The sequence below is a fragment of the Fictibacillus barbaricus genome (assembly GCF_031457135.1).
Classification (GTDB): domain Bacteria; phylum Bacillota; class Bacilli; order Bacillales; family Fictibacillaceae; genus Fictibacillus; species Fictibacillus barbaricus_A.
Window position 1 is genome coordinate 273,952 of sequence record NZ_JAVDWA010000003.1, and the last position, 15,949, is coordinate 289,900.

General features: G+C 37.3%; 20 protein-coding genes. 5 read left to right on the forward strand and 15 right to left on the reverse strand.

What is annotated here, in order from left to right:
- The first annotated feature begins 12 nt into the window (after nucleotides 1-12).
- From J2X07_RS10480 to J2X07_RS10490, 3 genes are read left to right on the forward strand one after another with little or no spacing between them, the layout of a single operon-like run.
- A complete protein-coding gene (locus J2X07_RS10480; protein WP_310258633.1) occupies nucleotides 13-441 on the forward strand; it encodes a type IV pilus modification PilV family protein in 429 nt (142 codons plus the stop codon).
- A complete protein-coding gene (locus tag J2X07_RS10485) occupies nucleotides 431-904 on the forward strand; it encodes a prepilin-type N-terminal cleavage/methylation domain-containing protein (RefSeq protein WP_310258635.1) in 474 nt (157 codons plus the stop codon). Before J2X07_RS10480 ends, J2X07_RS10485 begins: the two co-directional genes overlap by 11 nt.
- 1 nt (nucleotide 905) lies before the next feature.
- Nucleotides 906-2,699, forward strand: coding sequence for a hypothetical protein (locus J2X07_RS10490; protein WP_310258636.1), 1,794 nt, complete (start codon nucleotides 906-908; stop codon nucleotides 2,697-2,699).
- A 34-nt stretch (nucleotides 2,700-2,733) separates the two neighbouring features.
- Here the strand turns inward: J2X07_RS10490 and J2X07_RS10495 are convergent, their stop codons facing one another.
- Entirely contained in the window at nucleotides 2,734-3,051 is a 318-nt protein-coding gene (locus J2X07_RS10495; RefSeq protein ID WP_310258638.1) for a DUF5658 family protein, read from the reverse strand.
- 135 nt (nucleotides 3,052-3,186) lie between these two features.
- On the opposite strand from J2X07_RS10495, the gene J2X07_RS10500 reads away from it, so the two are divergent.
- Nucleotides 3,187-3,348 carry a hypothetical protein gene (locus tag J2X07_RS10500; RefSeq protein ID WP_310258640.1) on the forward strand — a complete coding sequence of 54 codons (162 nt, stop codon included), beginning with the start codon at nucleotides 3,187-3,189 and terminating at the stop codon, nucleotides 3,346-3,348.
- 134 nt (nucleotides 3,349-3,482) lie between these two features.
- Here the strand turns inward: J2X07_RS10500 and J2X07_RS10505 are convergent, their stop codons facing one another.
- From J2X07_RS10505 to J2X07_RS10570, 14 genes are all read right to left on the reverse strand, one after another.
- On the reverse strand, nucleotides 3,483-4,316 hold the full coding sequence (locus J2X07_RS10505) for a flagellin (protein ID WP_310258642.1): 834 nt from the start codon (nucleotides 4,314-4,316) through the stop codon (nucleotides 3,483-3,485).
- 144 nt (nucleotides 4,317-4,460) lie between these two features.
- Entirely contained in the window at nucleotides 4,461-4,688 is a 228-nt protein-coding gene (csrA, locus tag J2X07_RS10510; protein ID WP_310258644.1) for a carbon storage regulator CsrA, read from the reverse strand.
- A 3-nt stretch (nucleotides 4,689-4,691) separates the two neighbouring features.
- A complete protein-coding gene (fliW, locus tag J2X07_RS10515; protein ID WP_310258646.1) occupies nucleotides 4,692-5,135 on the reverse strand; it encodes a flagellar assembly protein FliW in 444 nt (147 codons plus the stop codon).
- A gap of 5 nt (nucleotides 5,136-5,140) precedes the next feature.
- Complete coding sequence (locus J2X07_RS10520) at nucleotides 5,141-5,722, reverse strand: DUF6470 family protein (RefSeq protein ID WP_310258649.1); 582 nt, start codon at nucleotides 5,720-5,722, stop codon at nucleotides 5,141-5,143.
- A gap of 60 nt (nucleotides 5,723-5,782) precedes the next feature.
- On the reverse strand, nucleotides 5,783-6,661 hold the full coding sequence (gene flgL / locus J2X07_RS10525) for a flagellar hook-associated protein FlgL (RefSeq protein ID WP_310258651.1): 879 nt from the start codon (nucleotides 6,659-6,661) through the stop codon (nucleotides 5,783-5,785).
- 11 nt (nucleotides 6,662-6,672) lie between these two features.
- Nucleotides 6,673-8,187, reverse strand: coding sequence for a flagellar hook-associated protein FlgK (flgK, locus tag J2X07_RS10530; RefSeq protein ID WP_310258653.1), 1,515 nt, complete (start codon nucleotides 8,185-8,187; stop codon nucleotides 6,673-6,675).
- A gap of 21 nt (nucleotides 8,188-8,208) precedes the next feature.
- The gene (locus J2X07_RS10535; RefSeq protein ID WP_310258654.1) at nucleotides 8,209-8,667 is read right to left on the reverse strand and encodes a flagellar protein FlgN; all 459 of its coding nucleotides are present in this window, start codon (nucleotides 8,665-8,667) and stop codon (nucleotides 8,209-8,211) included.
- A 9-nt stretch (nucleotides 8,668-8,676) separates the two neighbouring features.
- Entirely contained in the window at nucleotides 8,677-8,943 is a 267-nt protein-coding gene (flgM, locus tag J2X07_RS10540; protein ID WP_310258655.1) for a flagellar biosynthesis anti-sigma factor FlgM, read from the reverse strand.
- 95 nt (nucleotides 8,944-9,038) lie between these two features.
- Nucleotides 9,039-9,434, reverse strand: coding sequence for a TIGR03826 family flagellar region protein (locus J2X07_RS10545; RefSeq protein WP_310258657.1), 396 nt, complete (start codon nucleotides 9,432-9,434; stop codon nucleotides 9,039-9,041).
- A gap of 82 nt (nucleotides 9,435-9,516) precedes the next feature.
- The gene (locus tag J2X07_RS10550) at nucleotides 9,517-10,227 is read right to left on the reverse strand and encodes a ComF family protein (protein WP_310258659.1); all 711 of its coding nucleotides are present in this window, start codon (nucleotides 10,225-10,227) and stop codon (nucleotides 9,517-9,519) included.
- Nucleotides 10,224-11,705 (reverse strand): DEAD/DEAH box helicase, encoded by a 1,482-nt coding sequence (locus tag J2X07_RS10555; RefSeq protein WP_310258660.1) that lies wholly within the window; start codon nucleotides 11,703-11,705, stop codon nucleotides 10,224-10,226. Before J2X07_RS10555 ends, J2X07_RS10550 begins: the two co-directional genes overlap by 4 nt.
- Nucleotides 11,706-11,756: 51 nt before the next feature.
- The gene (locus J2X07_RS10560) at nucleotides 11,757-12,605 is read right to left on the reverse strand and encodes a DegV family protein (RefSeq protein ID WP_310258661.1); all 849 of its coding nucleotides are present in this window, start codon (nucleotides 12,603-12,605) and stop codon (nucleotides 11,757-11,759) included.
- A 502-nt stretch (nucleotides 12,606-13,107) separates the two neighbouring features.
- Nucleotides 13,108-13,839, reverse strand: coding sequence for a response regulator transcription factor (locus J2X07_RS10565; RefSeq protein ID WP_310258663.1), 732 nt, complete (start codon nucleotides 13,837-13,839; stop codon nucleotides 13,108-13,110).
- 12 nt (nucleotides 13,840-13,851) lie between these two features.
- Nucleotides 13,852-15,000, reverse strand: a complete 1,149-nt coding sequence (locus J2X07_RS10570) for a sensor histidine kinase (protein WP_310258664.1) — start codon at nucleotides 14,998-15,000, stop codon at nucleotides 13,852-13,854.
- A 310-nt stretch (nucleotides 15,001-15,310) separates the two neighbouring features.
- Here J2X07_RS10570 and J2X07_RS10575 point away from each other — a divergent pair, with 310 nt between their 5' ends.
- Complete coding sequence (locus J2X07_RS10575; protein ID WP_310258665.1) at nucleotides 15,311-15,946, forward strand: YigZ family protein; 636 nt, start codon at nucleotides 15,311-15,313, stop codon at nucleotides 15,944-15,946.
- Nucleotides 15,947-15,949: the final 3 nt, after the last annotated feature.

The window sequence follows — 15,949 nt, forward strand, 5'->3', positions numbered from 1 at the left end:
AGGATGTGTACTATGCTCTCAGAAAAAGGTTTTTCATTAATTGAAGTGCTTATTTCTTTATCAATCCTCTCTGTTTCAGTCATTGCCATATCCTATTTTTTCACACAAGCAAATGAAGTATCTGCTGGAAACAACAACAAACTCGTTGCGACTAACTTAGCCAGAATGACGCTTGCAAGAGTTCAGCATGACTACACTTCTTTTGGAATAACGAAAGCTGAGAAAACCTACACCAAATTAAATTGCAGCACTACAGGCTGCGCTTCCTTATACACTGCAACGATTAATAACAACAATTACGATATTGAAATAAAAGTTTTACCCCAATCTACTGAAGAAGCAGAAATTAAACTCTTTCCCGTTACAATTAAAGTCAACTACAAAACGAAACAAGGCGTTAAAGGCACGATCGTAGAGGGGTATGTGACAGATGCAAAATAAGATACTAAACGAAAAAGGATTAACCTTAATTGAGTCTCTCCTTTCACTCGTTCTTTTCTCTATAATCGGAACCGCTGTTTATTTTGTTTTGATGAACGGACTTAATACAGAAAAAAAAATCTATACAGAAACACTAATCCGCGATGAAGCCGATCTGGTCATGTCCCAGATTATTAATGAATTATATACAGCACCTGTTTCAAAAGTTACGGATATTTCTACAACTAGCCAAAATCTCTTAAGCTACAAAAAAACTACTAATAGTACAACGACTGTTGGTTTTATCGGAGCCAATCCTGTCGTTAACGGTAAATCCATCAGCTCGGACGGATTTGATTTCACAAACTCAACGATCTCCAAGGATGGGAACAGTGTGGACATTATTCTAAATGTAAAAAGCAATAAAAATAAAAATGCCAAACCATTAACACTAGAAAGCCAATTCGGACTTTTGGAGGAGTAACATGAAAAAGATTCTTTCGGAAAGAGGAAATACGCTGCTCATCGTTCTCCTCATGATTGTCATCTTTACCGTTGCCGGACTCTCCTTAGTAACTACCACATTTAACGGCGTCAAAAAAACAGATGCACGGGAAACGCAAATTCAGTCAACCGAGCTTGCTGAAAAAGGAATTGACTATCTATCTGCCCTGTTAGAGGCAAAATCAAAAAACTATATCAATTATTCAACAAATGATTTCGAAACCGCATTAACAAATCTTTTAAGTAAATATGAAGTCAGTGATGCAAATGCTGCATTCAAATCCACATCATCACTCCCTGCGGATGGCGGGGTACTAAAGGTGAAAATCTATAACCGTCATAAAACATCTACAAATCCAGATGACTTAACACAAGTCATGACCTTACATAGCGAAGCCACTGTAAACGGAAAAACAAAGAAACTGATCTCAACGATTCAGCTAGGTGCGAAACAAGTTCCAGAAGCACTAAATTATGCTCTTGGTGCTTATAATCCATGTAAAGGACAAACGGGGTGTACTTCTAAAAATGATGATGGAAATATGTTTATGCATGGTGGAGTTGCAGTAAAGGGCGATTTATACGTAGAGGGTAATCTAATCACAAAAAAGGAAGGGGTTGCAATTGAACAAAGCGGAACCCCTCAGTGGATTTCATCAGATTTGCCTAGTATCGAAGGAGAAAATGGTAAAAAAGCGCGTTTAATTCTTCCAGGCAACTTGTATAAGCTCACTTCTAACCCAGAAGACTATTATGCACATATCAATAGAACCACATTTCCATCTGCGAATGGTTACCAAAATATTAATAAAAATAATGTGGACTCCGCCTTCACCTCGATTCATGAGGCAAATAAGGAATATGTTCCGATGATCGATAATCGTATACCTAAGTTTGCAGCTATTGATATTCTCGGGCAAAAGAACAGCTACTACTTCCCAATAACCGGTAACTCATTTGTTACAAACGAAGTCAATGATGGTAACTTTAATAATAATCCCAACAAGGAAAATATTCGTAGCAGGTATGAGAATGACAATGTTCAAATAAATACTAACAATAATATTAAAATTGATGGCGGTTTTACATTTAATCGACTAAGTACGAAGGACAAGTCAGAAAACAGAATCATTTCAATAACAGGTTCATCCAGTGAATGGAGTAAACTTACCTTTAAAAAAGGTGCCTATTTGGGTGGAAACGTAACAATCGGGAATACAGGAATAACCAGCTATAACACCAATACGTATAACAAATTTGAAATTGATGGCCCTCTGTTCATTGATGGAAATTTAACCATTTGGGGTTCGAATATTAAATTTAATTCGACCATTTATGTCACGGGCACGACTACAATTCGGTACTCCAGATTACAAGGTATTGTGGATGCAGATAATGTAGAGAAATCACTTGTTTTATTCGGAAAAAAACAAATTGCGATTTCAAATAACAATGTGTACGGTGATGACCCTAACATTATAAGAGGTTTCTTCTATTCAGAAGATTTGATGGAGATTTTCGGAGTTGGTTCAAACCTTGAAATACAAGGCGGCGTTTTTGGAAGGAAAGTAGTTTTAAATGCAACACGCGGTTCAGTTTATAATTCTGGCTGGCCGTATTACAGAGATGTATATGCTCTAAATCAAACGCAGTTATCCCCTTCTAAGTCTCGTTTAAAAATAACGTATAACCCGGAACTGATTCAAAATCCTCCTGAAGGATTACCGAAAGTTACAGATTTATCAGTGACAACTCTTGATCGATATTTGCAGTAAATATAGAAAGTCTTCTTTTCACAAGGAAGACTTTTTATCTTGCTGAGAGTGAAATATTTAAATAGAGATGCCAAACGATAATAAGAGAATAAATAATAAACGCAATATAGAGAAGAACCTGAACCTTCTTACTCACTTGGATAAATCCAATGGCTAATATCAAGTAGGAAAAGAAAAACTTTACGAGTAAAAAAAGAACAGGATCCTTTGCATAGATCGACCGCATAACCGGATTCAATTCAGCCCCGCCTTTCACAAGGAACTGATGCGTAAAAAGCGCATCTGCAATATTAAAAATGGCCAAACAAATGCATATCCACAAATAGCGCTGAACCCGAAACAATTGATCCATACTTTCACCTCTCTCCTTTAGAAGTATACCCTAAATAAGAGTAGATTGTTCTTAATAACGCACGACAAAAGATGACATTTAAAGTTAATGAGCTGTATAATATAATGAATAAATCATTCTTTATAGGAGGTTGTTATGGAGGTTGATTTTGCCAAACAAGTACAAGTCACTGTGCCATCTCAAAATATTTCAATGTTAATAGGAAAGTTACTAGGAGATGGAAACCTTACTAATGAAAAAAACAGAAAACCAAGGATACGGTTCTCCCATTCAGTTGTGGATAAAGAATGGTGGTAGAAAGAAGACTATATGAAAAATAAAACACCTTACAGACAGCCTGTATTAGAAAATGAGAGTGCATAAATAGAGACCCTAGGAGAAATTCCTAGAGTCTCTTTCTTTTTTGCTAATCTAAGCCATGGGGCCGAAGATTAACGAAGTAATTGTAGTACGCCTTGTGGCTGTTGGTTAGCTTGTGCAAGCATAGCTTGAGCAGCTTGAGACAGGATAGAGTTCTTAGTTTGTTCCATCATTTCTTTCGCCATGTCTACATCACGTACACGAGACTCAGCAGCTGTTAAGTTTTCAGAAGAAGTGTTCAAGTTGTTAATCGTGTGCTCCAAACGATTTTGGGTAGCACCAAGGTAACTTCTACCTGATGAAACTGAAGCAATTTGCGTGTCAAGTGTTGTTAAAGCAGTATTAGCACCAGCTTGAGTTGAAATATCAGCTGTACCTAGAGCTGTATTAACTGCAGTTAAATCTACCCCAGCAGTACCCAAATCAAGGTCCATAGATTGAGTAGCATTTGCACCTACTTGAATTTTAAGTACTCCAGCAGTACCAGCTGATTTATCCAACAATTTCATTGTATTGAACTCAGTTTGACCTGTGATTCTAGCAACTTCTGCTGTTAACTGAGTAAATTCATCCTTTAAAGCAGTTCTGTCTGCAACAACGTTTGTGTCAGAAGCGGATTGTACTGCAAGTTCTCTTTGTCTTTGAAGAATTGAATGTACTTCGTTTAAAGCACCTTCAGCTGTTTGAATTAAAGAGATACCATCTTGAGAATTTTTTGAAGCCATGTCAAGTCCACGAATTTGCCCACGCATTTTCTCAGAGATTGCTAGACCAGCAGCGTCATCTCCTGCCCGGTTGATACGAAGACCAGAAGATAATTTCTCCATTGATTTAGTTTGTGCATTTGAAGCAGTTGATAACTGACGGTGCGTGTTAAGTGCTGCGATATTGTGATTAATTCTCATTACATTTTTCCTCCTTGAATGTGTTCCTCCCACATCCTTGTGGTTGGATTCTTTATTGAAACAACTGTACTTTTACGGCCGATTAAGCACTGATTGTTTCTACATATATTATATCGGAGTTAATAGGTTTATCTTTAATAGGTTTTACATGTTTTTTAAACTTTTTAATTTTTTCAGCATATTTAATGATGTACTAGCTGCATCAGCATTCTCTTTTTGAATAGAAAGATATATTTCTTTGCGGTGTATTTCTATGTTTTTAGGAGCTGAAATACCTAACTTCACTTGATCGCCATCAATAGAGATAACTGTGAGTTCAATATCGTCTCCAATTTTAATTATTTCCTGTGGTTTTCGGGTCAATACTAACATCCTTTAACCCTCCTGACTTACAAAAGTAGATTCTGTTAACGCGTGACGTGTTTGATATCGGGAATCAGTTAATACAACTTGCTTAGCCAGATTTTCTTTGTGATTAATCACAACAGGTGCTTGAAGATTAGCTGTTGATTTTTCAAACGGGTCATTAATGGTTAATATAACTTGAACCATTACATCTGATTCATTATTTATATTCAATTGTTCTTGTACAGATTCAGTCAATTCAAAGTCATATTCTTTAAAGAACAAAAATGGATTAACCGTAAAAAAAGCAAGTTCCTTAGTAGATACAGATTGCAAAATTGAAAAAAGCGTATCCTCTATAGGTACTAATACAAATTGTTTCTCTTCCTCAAATCCAGGTAAACCTTGTTCAAAATGGATAATATCTGATTCTCTAATTTCTATTTCTTCTTCAAATTTCGTATGAAGTATCATTACCATCACCCTTTACTTTTTTCATCAATATTTAAACCGACCACATCTATAAATAAAGATGGCCATTGCTTCATTTCTGTACTTACAGAACCTGGCGTGTAATTATGCAGTGGTTTATTTACTTTTACATCTATTACTGGTTGATGCGTTTGCCAATTTAATTTCACTTCACTAGGTTGATAGTTTATTTTTACACTAAATGGAGAAGGAATGAAACCTATATTAAAATCATAGATGGGACTTTCACTATTTCTTTTTGCTTGTTCCGCTAATGGATTCCCACCATTTTCTATCATCATTAATTCATCACCATCTTGAGCGATTCTTGCAAGTCCGGATAACCAATCTTCGTATCCTTGTTGAGCAAATTCTTCAAATCTACGAGAAATACTCTTTAAATCCATATCTGCTCTTGCTTGGGTTTGATCAATGGTCAGTTGTCCAGGAGTCCGTTGAATATCTAATTCAGCTTTTGGCTGTTGAATAGATAATTCAGCTGCACTTTGTTCAATTTCTTGAACAGGTTTTTGAATAGTTAAAGCTATTTGTCCAAAAGTTGATTCCATTCTTAATTGAGGAAAACTCAAGATATTCACTCCTCACAAGTTATTATTAAACAAAAAAGCTATCACAAGGATAGCTTTAAATTAACGTAAAAAGTCCATTAATGATGGTTGTATAATTCGTGCACCTACACTAAGTGCTGCACGCTGAACAGTTTCTTGCATTTTCAAATCGGTAATGACTTTTTCGATATCAGCATCTTCATTATCAGATAAAATTCGATTAGCAATAACTTCTTGTTCACTTACTCGATCATCGATTAATTCCAATCGGTTATTTCTTGCTCCTAACTCAGCACGTTCAGCTACTAAACTATCAATGTTCTTGTCCAATTTCCCAAGAAAATCATTAATAGGTGTAGTGCTGTTTCCTTTAAGTGTATCTTCAAGGTCCGATATATTTTTAAACAAATCCTGATTAAAAACATGTGTTGGATTAATATTTACAGCAACATCAATCCCTTTAGACATTTGTATATTTACTGGATTTTCGTTAGTCGATAATGTTGGTGGATTAGTTGATAAATCAACTGGTGCTTTTGTAGTGTCATTTCCATTAAAAATATACTTTCCTGCAACTTGTGTGTTAGCAATAGCACCTAAATGCTCTTTAAGTTGCCCTACTTCCTTTTCGATCATTAACTTTTGTGAATCGTCAAGTGTTCCATTACTTGCCTGTACAGTTAATTCACGAATACGCTGCATAGCGCTTGTTGCTTTATCAAGAGCTGAATCTGAATTCTCCATCCAGTTGTATGCCTCGGATAAATTGCGTTTATATTGTTCTACTTCTGTTAAATTCGTTCTGTAGGACATGCCTTTCATTGCTACAACCGGATCATCTGAAGGACGGCTGATCTTTTTACCTGTAGAAAGCTGTTCTTGTGTTTTATCCATTTGCTGATAGCTTTGGCTGATATGACGCAGCATGTTATTGGATAACATTGATTGTGTTACTCGCATCTACTTAATCCCTACCTTCCTCCGACACCCATGCCGTTAATAATTTTATCGAGCATCTCATCGATTACTGTTATGTTTCGTGCGGATGCGTTATATGCATGCTGGTATTGAATCATGTTTGTCATTTCCTCATCGAGAGAAACCCCGCTTACAGAAGTACGGCGCTGTTCAACCGCATCTGATAAAACAGCAGAGTTATCTGTTAGGCGTACAGCCTGTTGCGCATCAACTGCCATTTTACCAATTGCACCTTCATAAAAACTTTGCAAAGTAGCTGTTCCACCTGTAAACGCTAAATCTGTATTTTTCACATCCGCTAATGCAAGTGCATTGCTTCCGTCACCATTAAAAGCACTTTTTGCAGCAGCAATATGATCAAGATTATTCGTATCACTGTGAAGTTTAATAGATTTTGCTGCACCAGATGTACCTGTTAAATCAAAGAAAGAATAGTTTGTTTGGCCATCCAAACCTGTCCCCGCTTGGTGAACCTCATTAAACTTGTTTGCAAATTGAGATGCCATCCCATCCAAATTATTTAGCATTTCAGGATAGATGCCTTTTACAGAACCATTATCTTCATATCCATAAGCCTCTAATAATCCTTTTAGTTTTCCACCCGAAACGTCAGTGATGTTAATAGGTGTAGCACCAACAACTGTTATACTTTCAGCCATTTTACTCGTAGAATCATAGTTAATTGAAACCGTATTTATCGTTTGTGGATTTATCGCAGAATCGATCAGTTTTACTGGAGTTGCAAATGAGTTTCCTTTCACATCCAATAGCTCGATGCTATACGATCCTTCTGCCATCGGAAGTGCGAGTCCGCCGCTTGGTTCTTTTGTAACTTTTACATTTACTAAAGTTGATAGCTGATCTACCAGTTTATCTCTCTCATCATAAAGATTATTAGGTAAATAACCATGTGGCTCAATTTCTTTAATTTGCTGATTGATATTTGCGATTTGTGTTAAATAGGAATTAACTTCTTTACCAACCAATTCAGCTTGAGATTTCATATCTTCTTGTATGGAAGATAAGGAGTTTGAGAGATAATTAAATGTCTCTGCCACTGCCAAACCGCGTTGTCGTACAACTGAACGAGCCCCGGAATCTTCAGGATTAACAGCAAGATCCTGCAGCGATTGCCAGAAACGATCCATCGTTTTAGCTAAACCATTATCAGAAGGTTCATTCATAATGTCTTCCATCTTCTCTAACGCTTCACTGCGAGAGTTCCAATAACCGTATTTGTTATTTTCCCCGCGAAACTGTGTATCGAGGAATCCTTCGCGCACACGCTGAACAGATCCTGCTTCGACCCCAGTTCCCATCTGTCCAGGAATTTGCGGCCGGTTTCTTGCTGCAGCTGGATAAGCTTCGGTCTGAGAAAAATTCACTCGTTGACGAGAGTATCTAGGTGTATTGGCATTAGAGATATTATTGCCCGTTGTTTGCAGGGCAACTTGCTGTGTAAACATTCCCCGGCGGGCCGTTTCTAATCCATGAAAAGTTGAAGTCATTCTTAAATTCCTCCGTTAGGTTTAAGCTTTCGAATCAAATAGTGATGAATGGTTAGGGTTATAAGGATTTGTTTTTGTCTTACTATATGTGGCTGGTTCACCCGTTGGCTGAACCATGCTTAAAGTCATATTTACGTACTGAAGAGATTGCTCTAATAAATCTTGATTTAATTCATTTCTGCTCTTTAAGGCTTCGTAGGCTTTAACTAGCTTTTCTTGAAGAGAAAACAGCTTATCTTTCTCTAACTCGTCAGCTTGCTCAAGAACATCTGATACCGTAACATTTGCAAACTTGATTAATCTTTCTTTTTCAATCACTTGAAGTTTTTTCACTTGAATATCTTCTTCTTTTAATAGAAGGTCCAGCGCTTTCATGTCACCCGTTTTTAGAGCTTCTGTTTTCCGTTCACCTAGAGAAAGAAGATCTTCATGTGATTTAAACAAACGTTCAAGCAATGATGTCATTTGTGCAGTTTCCATGGAAACCTCCTAGGATTTACGCCAGAAATCAATAATTGATTTCGCTGTTTCAGAAATCTTCACTTTATATGTGCCGTTTTCCACTTGTTGTTTGATCTCGTTTACTTTATCAACACGTTCTTGTTCAAACTTAGAAGTAGATAAAAGCTTTTTAGCTTCATCTGAAATTTGAATTTCATCTTTTTTGAAAACAGACTGTTTTTGATCTTGTTTCATATCTTGCACCTGTTTTTTGTATGGATTGTTTTGTATGGAATTGAAGTTGTTTATACGCATTTATCGTCACCTCTTTTTTTAGAAGAAAAACCGAACTCTTTACTAGAAGTATCGGTTAATAATTAAAATTCTTTAAGATATACAGCAAATATAGGTTAATTGTCATCTGTATGGTAAGAAGGTAATGCTTCTTCTTGCTTCCGTTTGATAAAATCTTCAATCGAAAGATCTGATTTGATTCTAGTCTTGCATTCTTCACAAAGACGGCCATCATTAATTGGTGATTGGCACCCATCACAAGGATATGTGAAGTTAGGGTATCCCTTTACTCGAATTCTTCCTTGATGGATAAATTGAATAATTTTATTTTCTGGAACCTTTGTACCTACGCTAACATCGAGTAAGGTAGAATTACGATTTTCACTTTTTCGAATGAATCTGTACACTGTATCATATTGTCTTTCCTCTTCAAGATAACACACATCACAGTTATCTCGGATTACTTTCACAAAAAGTTTTCCGCATTGGGGACAGTTCATTAAATTGCCCATGTTCGTTCCGCTCCTTAGCATTTCTTTCTCCTTTATATATCGGAAAGTGCTAAGAAGTATTTAACAGGTCATAAGGTTTAATTTATCTCGCTAATGTAAAGGAAGATACACTATTCGCTCCAGCGTCTACTAAGACTTTTGCCGCATAACGAAGAGTGCTCCCTGTTGTATAAACATCATCCACAAGCAAAATGTCTAACTCCTTAACGCTTGAACCCTCTATTAATTCAAAAGGATTAGCTTTTTTCTTCAACCGATCTTGCCGATTCTTTTTACTTTGTTTTTCTTCATGATTTGTTCGTTTTAAAAGCAACTGTACTTTTGAGCTAAATCCTGTTGCTAATAATTCCGCCTGATTAAATCCCCGTTCATATTGTCGTTCATCACTTAACGGAATAGGAACGACGATCTGTTTTCTATAGAATGTTTTGGCTAAAGCTTTAGCTGGTACATGAAATGCTTTAACAATTTCTGCGTCGCCACGGTATTTAAGCTTGGAAACAAGCTCTTTCAAAAAGTCATTATAGACATAAAGCGACCGGTTTTTTAATAAGACCCCACACCATTCCTCATCCTCTTCCCATCGAACACAGTCGGAACAGAGATCTGCTTGTCGATATTCCTCGGGAAATAATGAAAATGATCGACCACATATTCTACAAATATCTCCCTTTATTAATTTTAGCATTTCAATACATGGCTGGCACAATATCGGCTGGCGATATACCCCTAACAACATAGCCCATGACCATGTTTCTGAATAAGATTGATGACAAAACAAACAATAACTCAAAATCCTGCCTCCTTATTCATCTCTTTAATATGTTTAACTGCCTTTATCATGCTTAATGATTTCCCATAATGAAAAAAGATTACTTGCCCACTATGGTCTTCTTTCTTCCTTCCCGCTCTTCCAGCCATTTGAACGAGTGCACTTTCAGAAAAAACATTGTGATCTGCTCCGAATATCGCGACATCTAAAAAGGGTACGGTCACACCACGTTCTAAAATTGTTGTAGTGATTAGGATTGATATTTCATTTTTACGAAAGGCTTCTACTTTTTCTTTTCTAAGAGGATCTTCTGCATAAACAAAATCTACTTTTACTTCTACATGCTTCCTTACCAACTCAGTCACTTTTTCAATAATAGAAACGGATGGCACAAAAATCATAGCTCGACGTCCGCTAGATGCTTGAAGCTTTAACCACTTTAAAAAAGCTGGTGGAAGTTTGCCCCGCTCTAATCTTTTCTTCCACTCACCACCCCAAACGATCTTCGGAACCGGTAATGGAAATCCATGAAATCGCATCTGAATTTTGACGGATGGCACTTCTTTTTTCATTTTCGACGATGGTGTTGCGGAAAGATATAACTTGAAATGATGAGGTTTTACAGCAGCCAAAACAGCATGTTGGAGGGTTTGATCATAGGAATACGGAAAAGCATCCACTTCATCCACGATCATTATATTAAACGCTTGTTTAAATCTGAATAACTGATGGGTTGTAGAAATCACAAGTTGAGCAAGAATATCGCGTTCTTCAGAACCGCCATAATAGCTGGCAATACACGTATTTGGAAATACAGCTTTTAATCGAGGAGTTAATTCTAGTACAACATCCGTTCGAGGAGTCGCAATACAAACTCTGTAGCCATTCTTTAATGCAGTTTCGATTCCTTTAAAGAGCACCTCCGTTTTACCCGCACCACAAACTGCCCAAATGAGCAATTCACCACTCTTCCCAACTTGTTCAACAAAACGATCCGATGCAACTTGCTGACCCTTCGATAACTCACCTTCCCACACTAAGTCATTCACATTATCCCATTTCACATCAGGTCCGATCCAAGAAATCAGGGGTGTACACATACTCACTCGACCCATCATGATGCAATTTCGGCAATAAAAACATCTTTCACTTTTACATCGAAAACACGAAAATGAAGCAAATAGATGATCCTTTTCATTCCCGCAGCGATTACAGTGCCAGCCATATTTGTTTTTTCGTATACCAGGATTATATTTCAAATAGCCTCTTTCAAAATGGTTGTGGATTATTTCTAAAGGAAGGTTGATTTCATCTAATAGAAGCATTTTACCGAAGAGAATTTGCTGAAGTTTTTCATCATAGTCAAAGTTTTGTTCAAAAGGACTTTCTTCAAATTCAGGAAGTTCACAAAAAGGTACTGCTTTTAGATCGGGGTCATCTACTAAGCATTCGGGGGCAACAGTTAAACGATTGTTTAAAATAAAGGAGACAAACCTCATTGTGTCGTCTCCCAAAGTGTTAGAGATTTTATCATATGCATCTCTCCATTATTATTCTTTAATCCACGTGATTCCAAGCGAGCCTTCACCTAAGTGTGTTCCGATGACTGGTCCAAAGTAACTGATTGAAACGTCAGCATTCGCAAATTTCGCACGAAGTTCTTCGGCAATTTCAACGGCTTCCTCTTCACGCTTCGCATGAATGACTGAAATAGAAGCTTTTTCATCTGTTTTCAAATCTTCATCCATCAAATCAAAAATCCGCTTTAACGCTTTCTTTTTTGTTCTCACTTTTTCAAAAGGTACGATTTTTTTATCATCGAAATGAAGAATGGGCTTGATTTGCAATAGATTACCTACTAATAATTGTGCGATATTCAGACGGCCACCACGGTGCAAATGATTCAAATCATCGACTACAAAATAAGCAGGTATGCCTTTATTTTTCATTTGCAAAAGATGATTCATAATTTCGAATCCGTTCATGCCATCTCTAGCAAGTTCTGCGGCTTTCAACGCATAAAAACCTTGTGGTGAGCAGCTGATTTCTGAATCAAATACATGAAGCTTGATTCCATCAACCATCTCGCCTGCAGCGACTGCACTTTGATATGTCCCGCTAATTCCACTAGATAATGTAATCATCACCGCTTCATCATATTCCTCTGAAAGATCTTCCAGCAATTGAACAAGCTCTCCGATTACTGGCTGAGAGGTTTTTGGCATGGTATCGTTTCTTTCAACCATCTCATAAAAGTCATCTGCTTTTATCTCAACTTCTTCTTTGTACGTTTCGTTTTCAAAAATAACGTTGAGGGGAATCATTACAATATTTTGTTCGCTGCGGATATGTTCAGGTATGTAGGATGTACTGTCTGTAATGATAACTACCTTGCTCATAAGTTTTGCCCTCGCTTTATGTTTAATCTTGTTTTTTACACCTTTTTCAGTTTACAACATCGAATAGAATCATTCACAGAATAAAGGTTTATCTATAACAATTATTCTCTTGCTTACCAACTTTTCCTTCAAGTGTTTTCGACAAGATCAGATGAGTTTTCTAGAAAAATGACAAATGGAGCAAGGCAATCCGCCGATTTTCTTTTAATAAAATCATTGATTTCTAACGTTTCGGTTAATCTTTTCCTTATTTCAATCCTTTTTTATATTCCAATGTATATAAAAAATTTATAATCCCACAGTTAAATTCCTTATTCCCAGGCTTTTCTTCCTAAATACCACATTTTTTAATGAGAATGCCAGACTTTTAAAAGCTCATTCCACACTTTTTCCTCATTTAACCACGAACCGCTAATTTTCGACACCCTGCGTAAAAAAGTTAATCTCCAAACAAAAAGACCCTCACTTTTACATGAAGGCCCTCAAACGTAAATTTATTGTATTAACGTACCTTTACCCAGCCGTTTTTGATGGCTTCTACTACAGCCTGTGTACGGTCGTTTACGTTCATTTTTTGCAAAATGTTACTTACGTGGTTTTTAACCGTTTTTTCACTGATATAAAGTTCTTCACCAATCGTACGGTTGCTTCGTCCATCAGCTAGTAGCTGAAGCACTTCACACTCACGGCGTGTTAAGATATGCAATGGCTTGCGGTATTCCACTTCCACAAAGCCTGCTTTGTTTTGTTGTGTCTTATTTGAAGTAGATAAGCGGCGGAACTCATTCAACAAGTTGTGTGTGATTTTCGGATGCAAGTAAGCTCCTCCATCAGCTACCACTCTTACTGCTTCGATCAGGGAATCTGCATCCATTTCTTTTAACAGATAGCCGGAAGCACCTGTTTGAACCGCATGGGATACATACGTTTCATCATCATGGATGGAAAGGATGATAACCTTCGTGTCGGGAGACTTTTCCACTAATCTTCGTGTCGCTTCAACACCATTAACATTCGGCATGTTAATATCCATCAAAACCACATCCGGGTTATGATCACGTACGATTTCTTCTGCTTCTGATCCATCGTCACCTTCTGCCACTACAGAAAATTGATCTTCCATATCTAATATACGCTTTACACCTTCACGGAACAATCTGTGGTCATCAATGATGGCAATTCTTGTTTTCTCAGGTGCTGAGGCGTTGCTTTCGTACACATTAATTGAATTCATGTGTGAACCCTCCTAGTCTCGAATGGGAATTTGAATGTAAACACTTGTACCGAAGTTCAAGCGGGAATTAACTTTAATTGTTCCTTCGAGTAGATCAACACGTTCACGCATACCCATCATTCCAAAAGAATTCGTTTTGGAAGGCTGTGACGTATCAAATCCTTTACCATCATCTCGGACATAAATGGAGACGAACTTCTTGGTAATCTCGAGTTTAACTTGGATCGTTTTCGATTCAGAGTGTTTGACTGCATTATTGACTGATTCTTGAATCAGCCGGAAAATCGCAATCTCCATTTTATGATGGAAACGCCGCGACTCACCCATTGCTTGCAGTTCAATATCCATCCCTGTGCTTTCTTTAAGATTTCGTAAATACTTATCTAAAGTTGGAACGATACCGAGATCGTCTAATGCCATCGGACGCAGATCATAAATAATCCTGCGAACTTCTTTCAGCGATTCCCGAATCATAACCCTTAAGTCTTTAATTTCGGCACGGGCTGCGTCTGTTCCTCTTTCGACAAAGATTTTCTCTAAGAGTTCTGAACGAATTAGCATGTTGGCCATTAACTGTGCCGGTCCATCATGAATTTCACGCGATAAGCGTTTTCGCTCTTCTTCTTGTGCTTCAATGATTTGAAGACCAAATTCCTGTTTTTGCTTGGCATCCCGAACGAGCTCATTAATCTTGCGCAAATCACCGTTCAGATAATTCAAGACAACTGAAATTTGACCTGAGAGATTCTCTGCCTTTTGAACCGTTTCCTGTAGTCCAAGAATCCGCCTCTCCAGCTCGTCTCTCTTTTCTCTAAGCTGCTTTTCCGTCTGTCTTATAATCGACAGGTCAATTTGATACTTGTTGGCATTCTCATAAGCGTCACGAATATCGGATTCGCTGTACTTCTGAAAATGCTTGCTCACTTCTGCAAGCCGTGTTCTGGCAAGCATGGCATGATTTTCAGTAAGATCAACCTTACTGATTACTTCTACAACCTGTGCTTTTACCGCTGCCAAATCACGCTGCAGCTGCTGATATTGCTGACGAGAATTTTCATTAATCTCAAAAATTTGAGATTGGCTTTCTGTTACAGTATCGATGGTTTTATTTAAAATTCCGTCTAATAAATGCGGATCTATCGCTAATTTTGCTGCAGACATGTAAATTTCCTCCAATTAAAACGATAAAGAAATACAAACGGAAGTTCTAGAACCATCTTACCTAATTATGAAATAGGACTTCTTATCCATGAAAGTAGTGTAATCATGAAAGAAAAAAATCCACCTTATATAGTACATTCGGCAAGATGTGGAATTTTATGACTTTTTCTGATAAAAAAGTTTACCGATTTGTATGAATATAAATATCACCTTATAATGAAGAATATCATGTATTCCAACGAGATTAAAGATTATTCGACAATTTTGACAATAAAAATTTAATTCTTTACCGTCTTAAAGGAGATATAATATGCTATCCGACTATCTTACTGTTAAAGAAACCGGCCATAATGAGATCATTATTGATAAATCTCGGTTCATTGCCCATATTGCCAGAGCCACAACCGAAGAAGAAGCCGCCGCATTCATACAAGCCATCAAAAAAGAACATAATAGTGCGACCCATAATTGCTCTGCCTATTTAATTGGAGAAACCGACAATATCCAAAAAGCCAATGATGATGGTGAGCCGAGTGGTACTGCTGGTGTTCCCATGCTTGAAGTTATCAAGAAACGCCAGCTGAAAGATACTGTCGCCGTTGTTACCCGTTACTTTGGAGGCATCAAATTAGGAGCCGGCGGATTGATCCGCGCTTACGGAAAATCCGTCTCAGAAGGATTAAATTCAATCGGGGTTGTAAATCGGCAGCTGCACCAAATTGTCCATATCCTAGTGGATTACACCCTCATAGGCAAAATGGAGAATGAGCTTAGAAACTCTGACTATCCGATAAAAGAAATGAACTATACAGAAAAAGTGGAAATTCAAATGTACGTACCGATAAATGATACAGAGACATTTCGCGAATGGATCACAGAACTATCTAATGCACAGAGCGAAATATTATTTGGGGCCAAGGATTATTTGGAAATAGATGTGAAATGATAA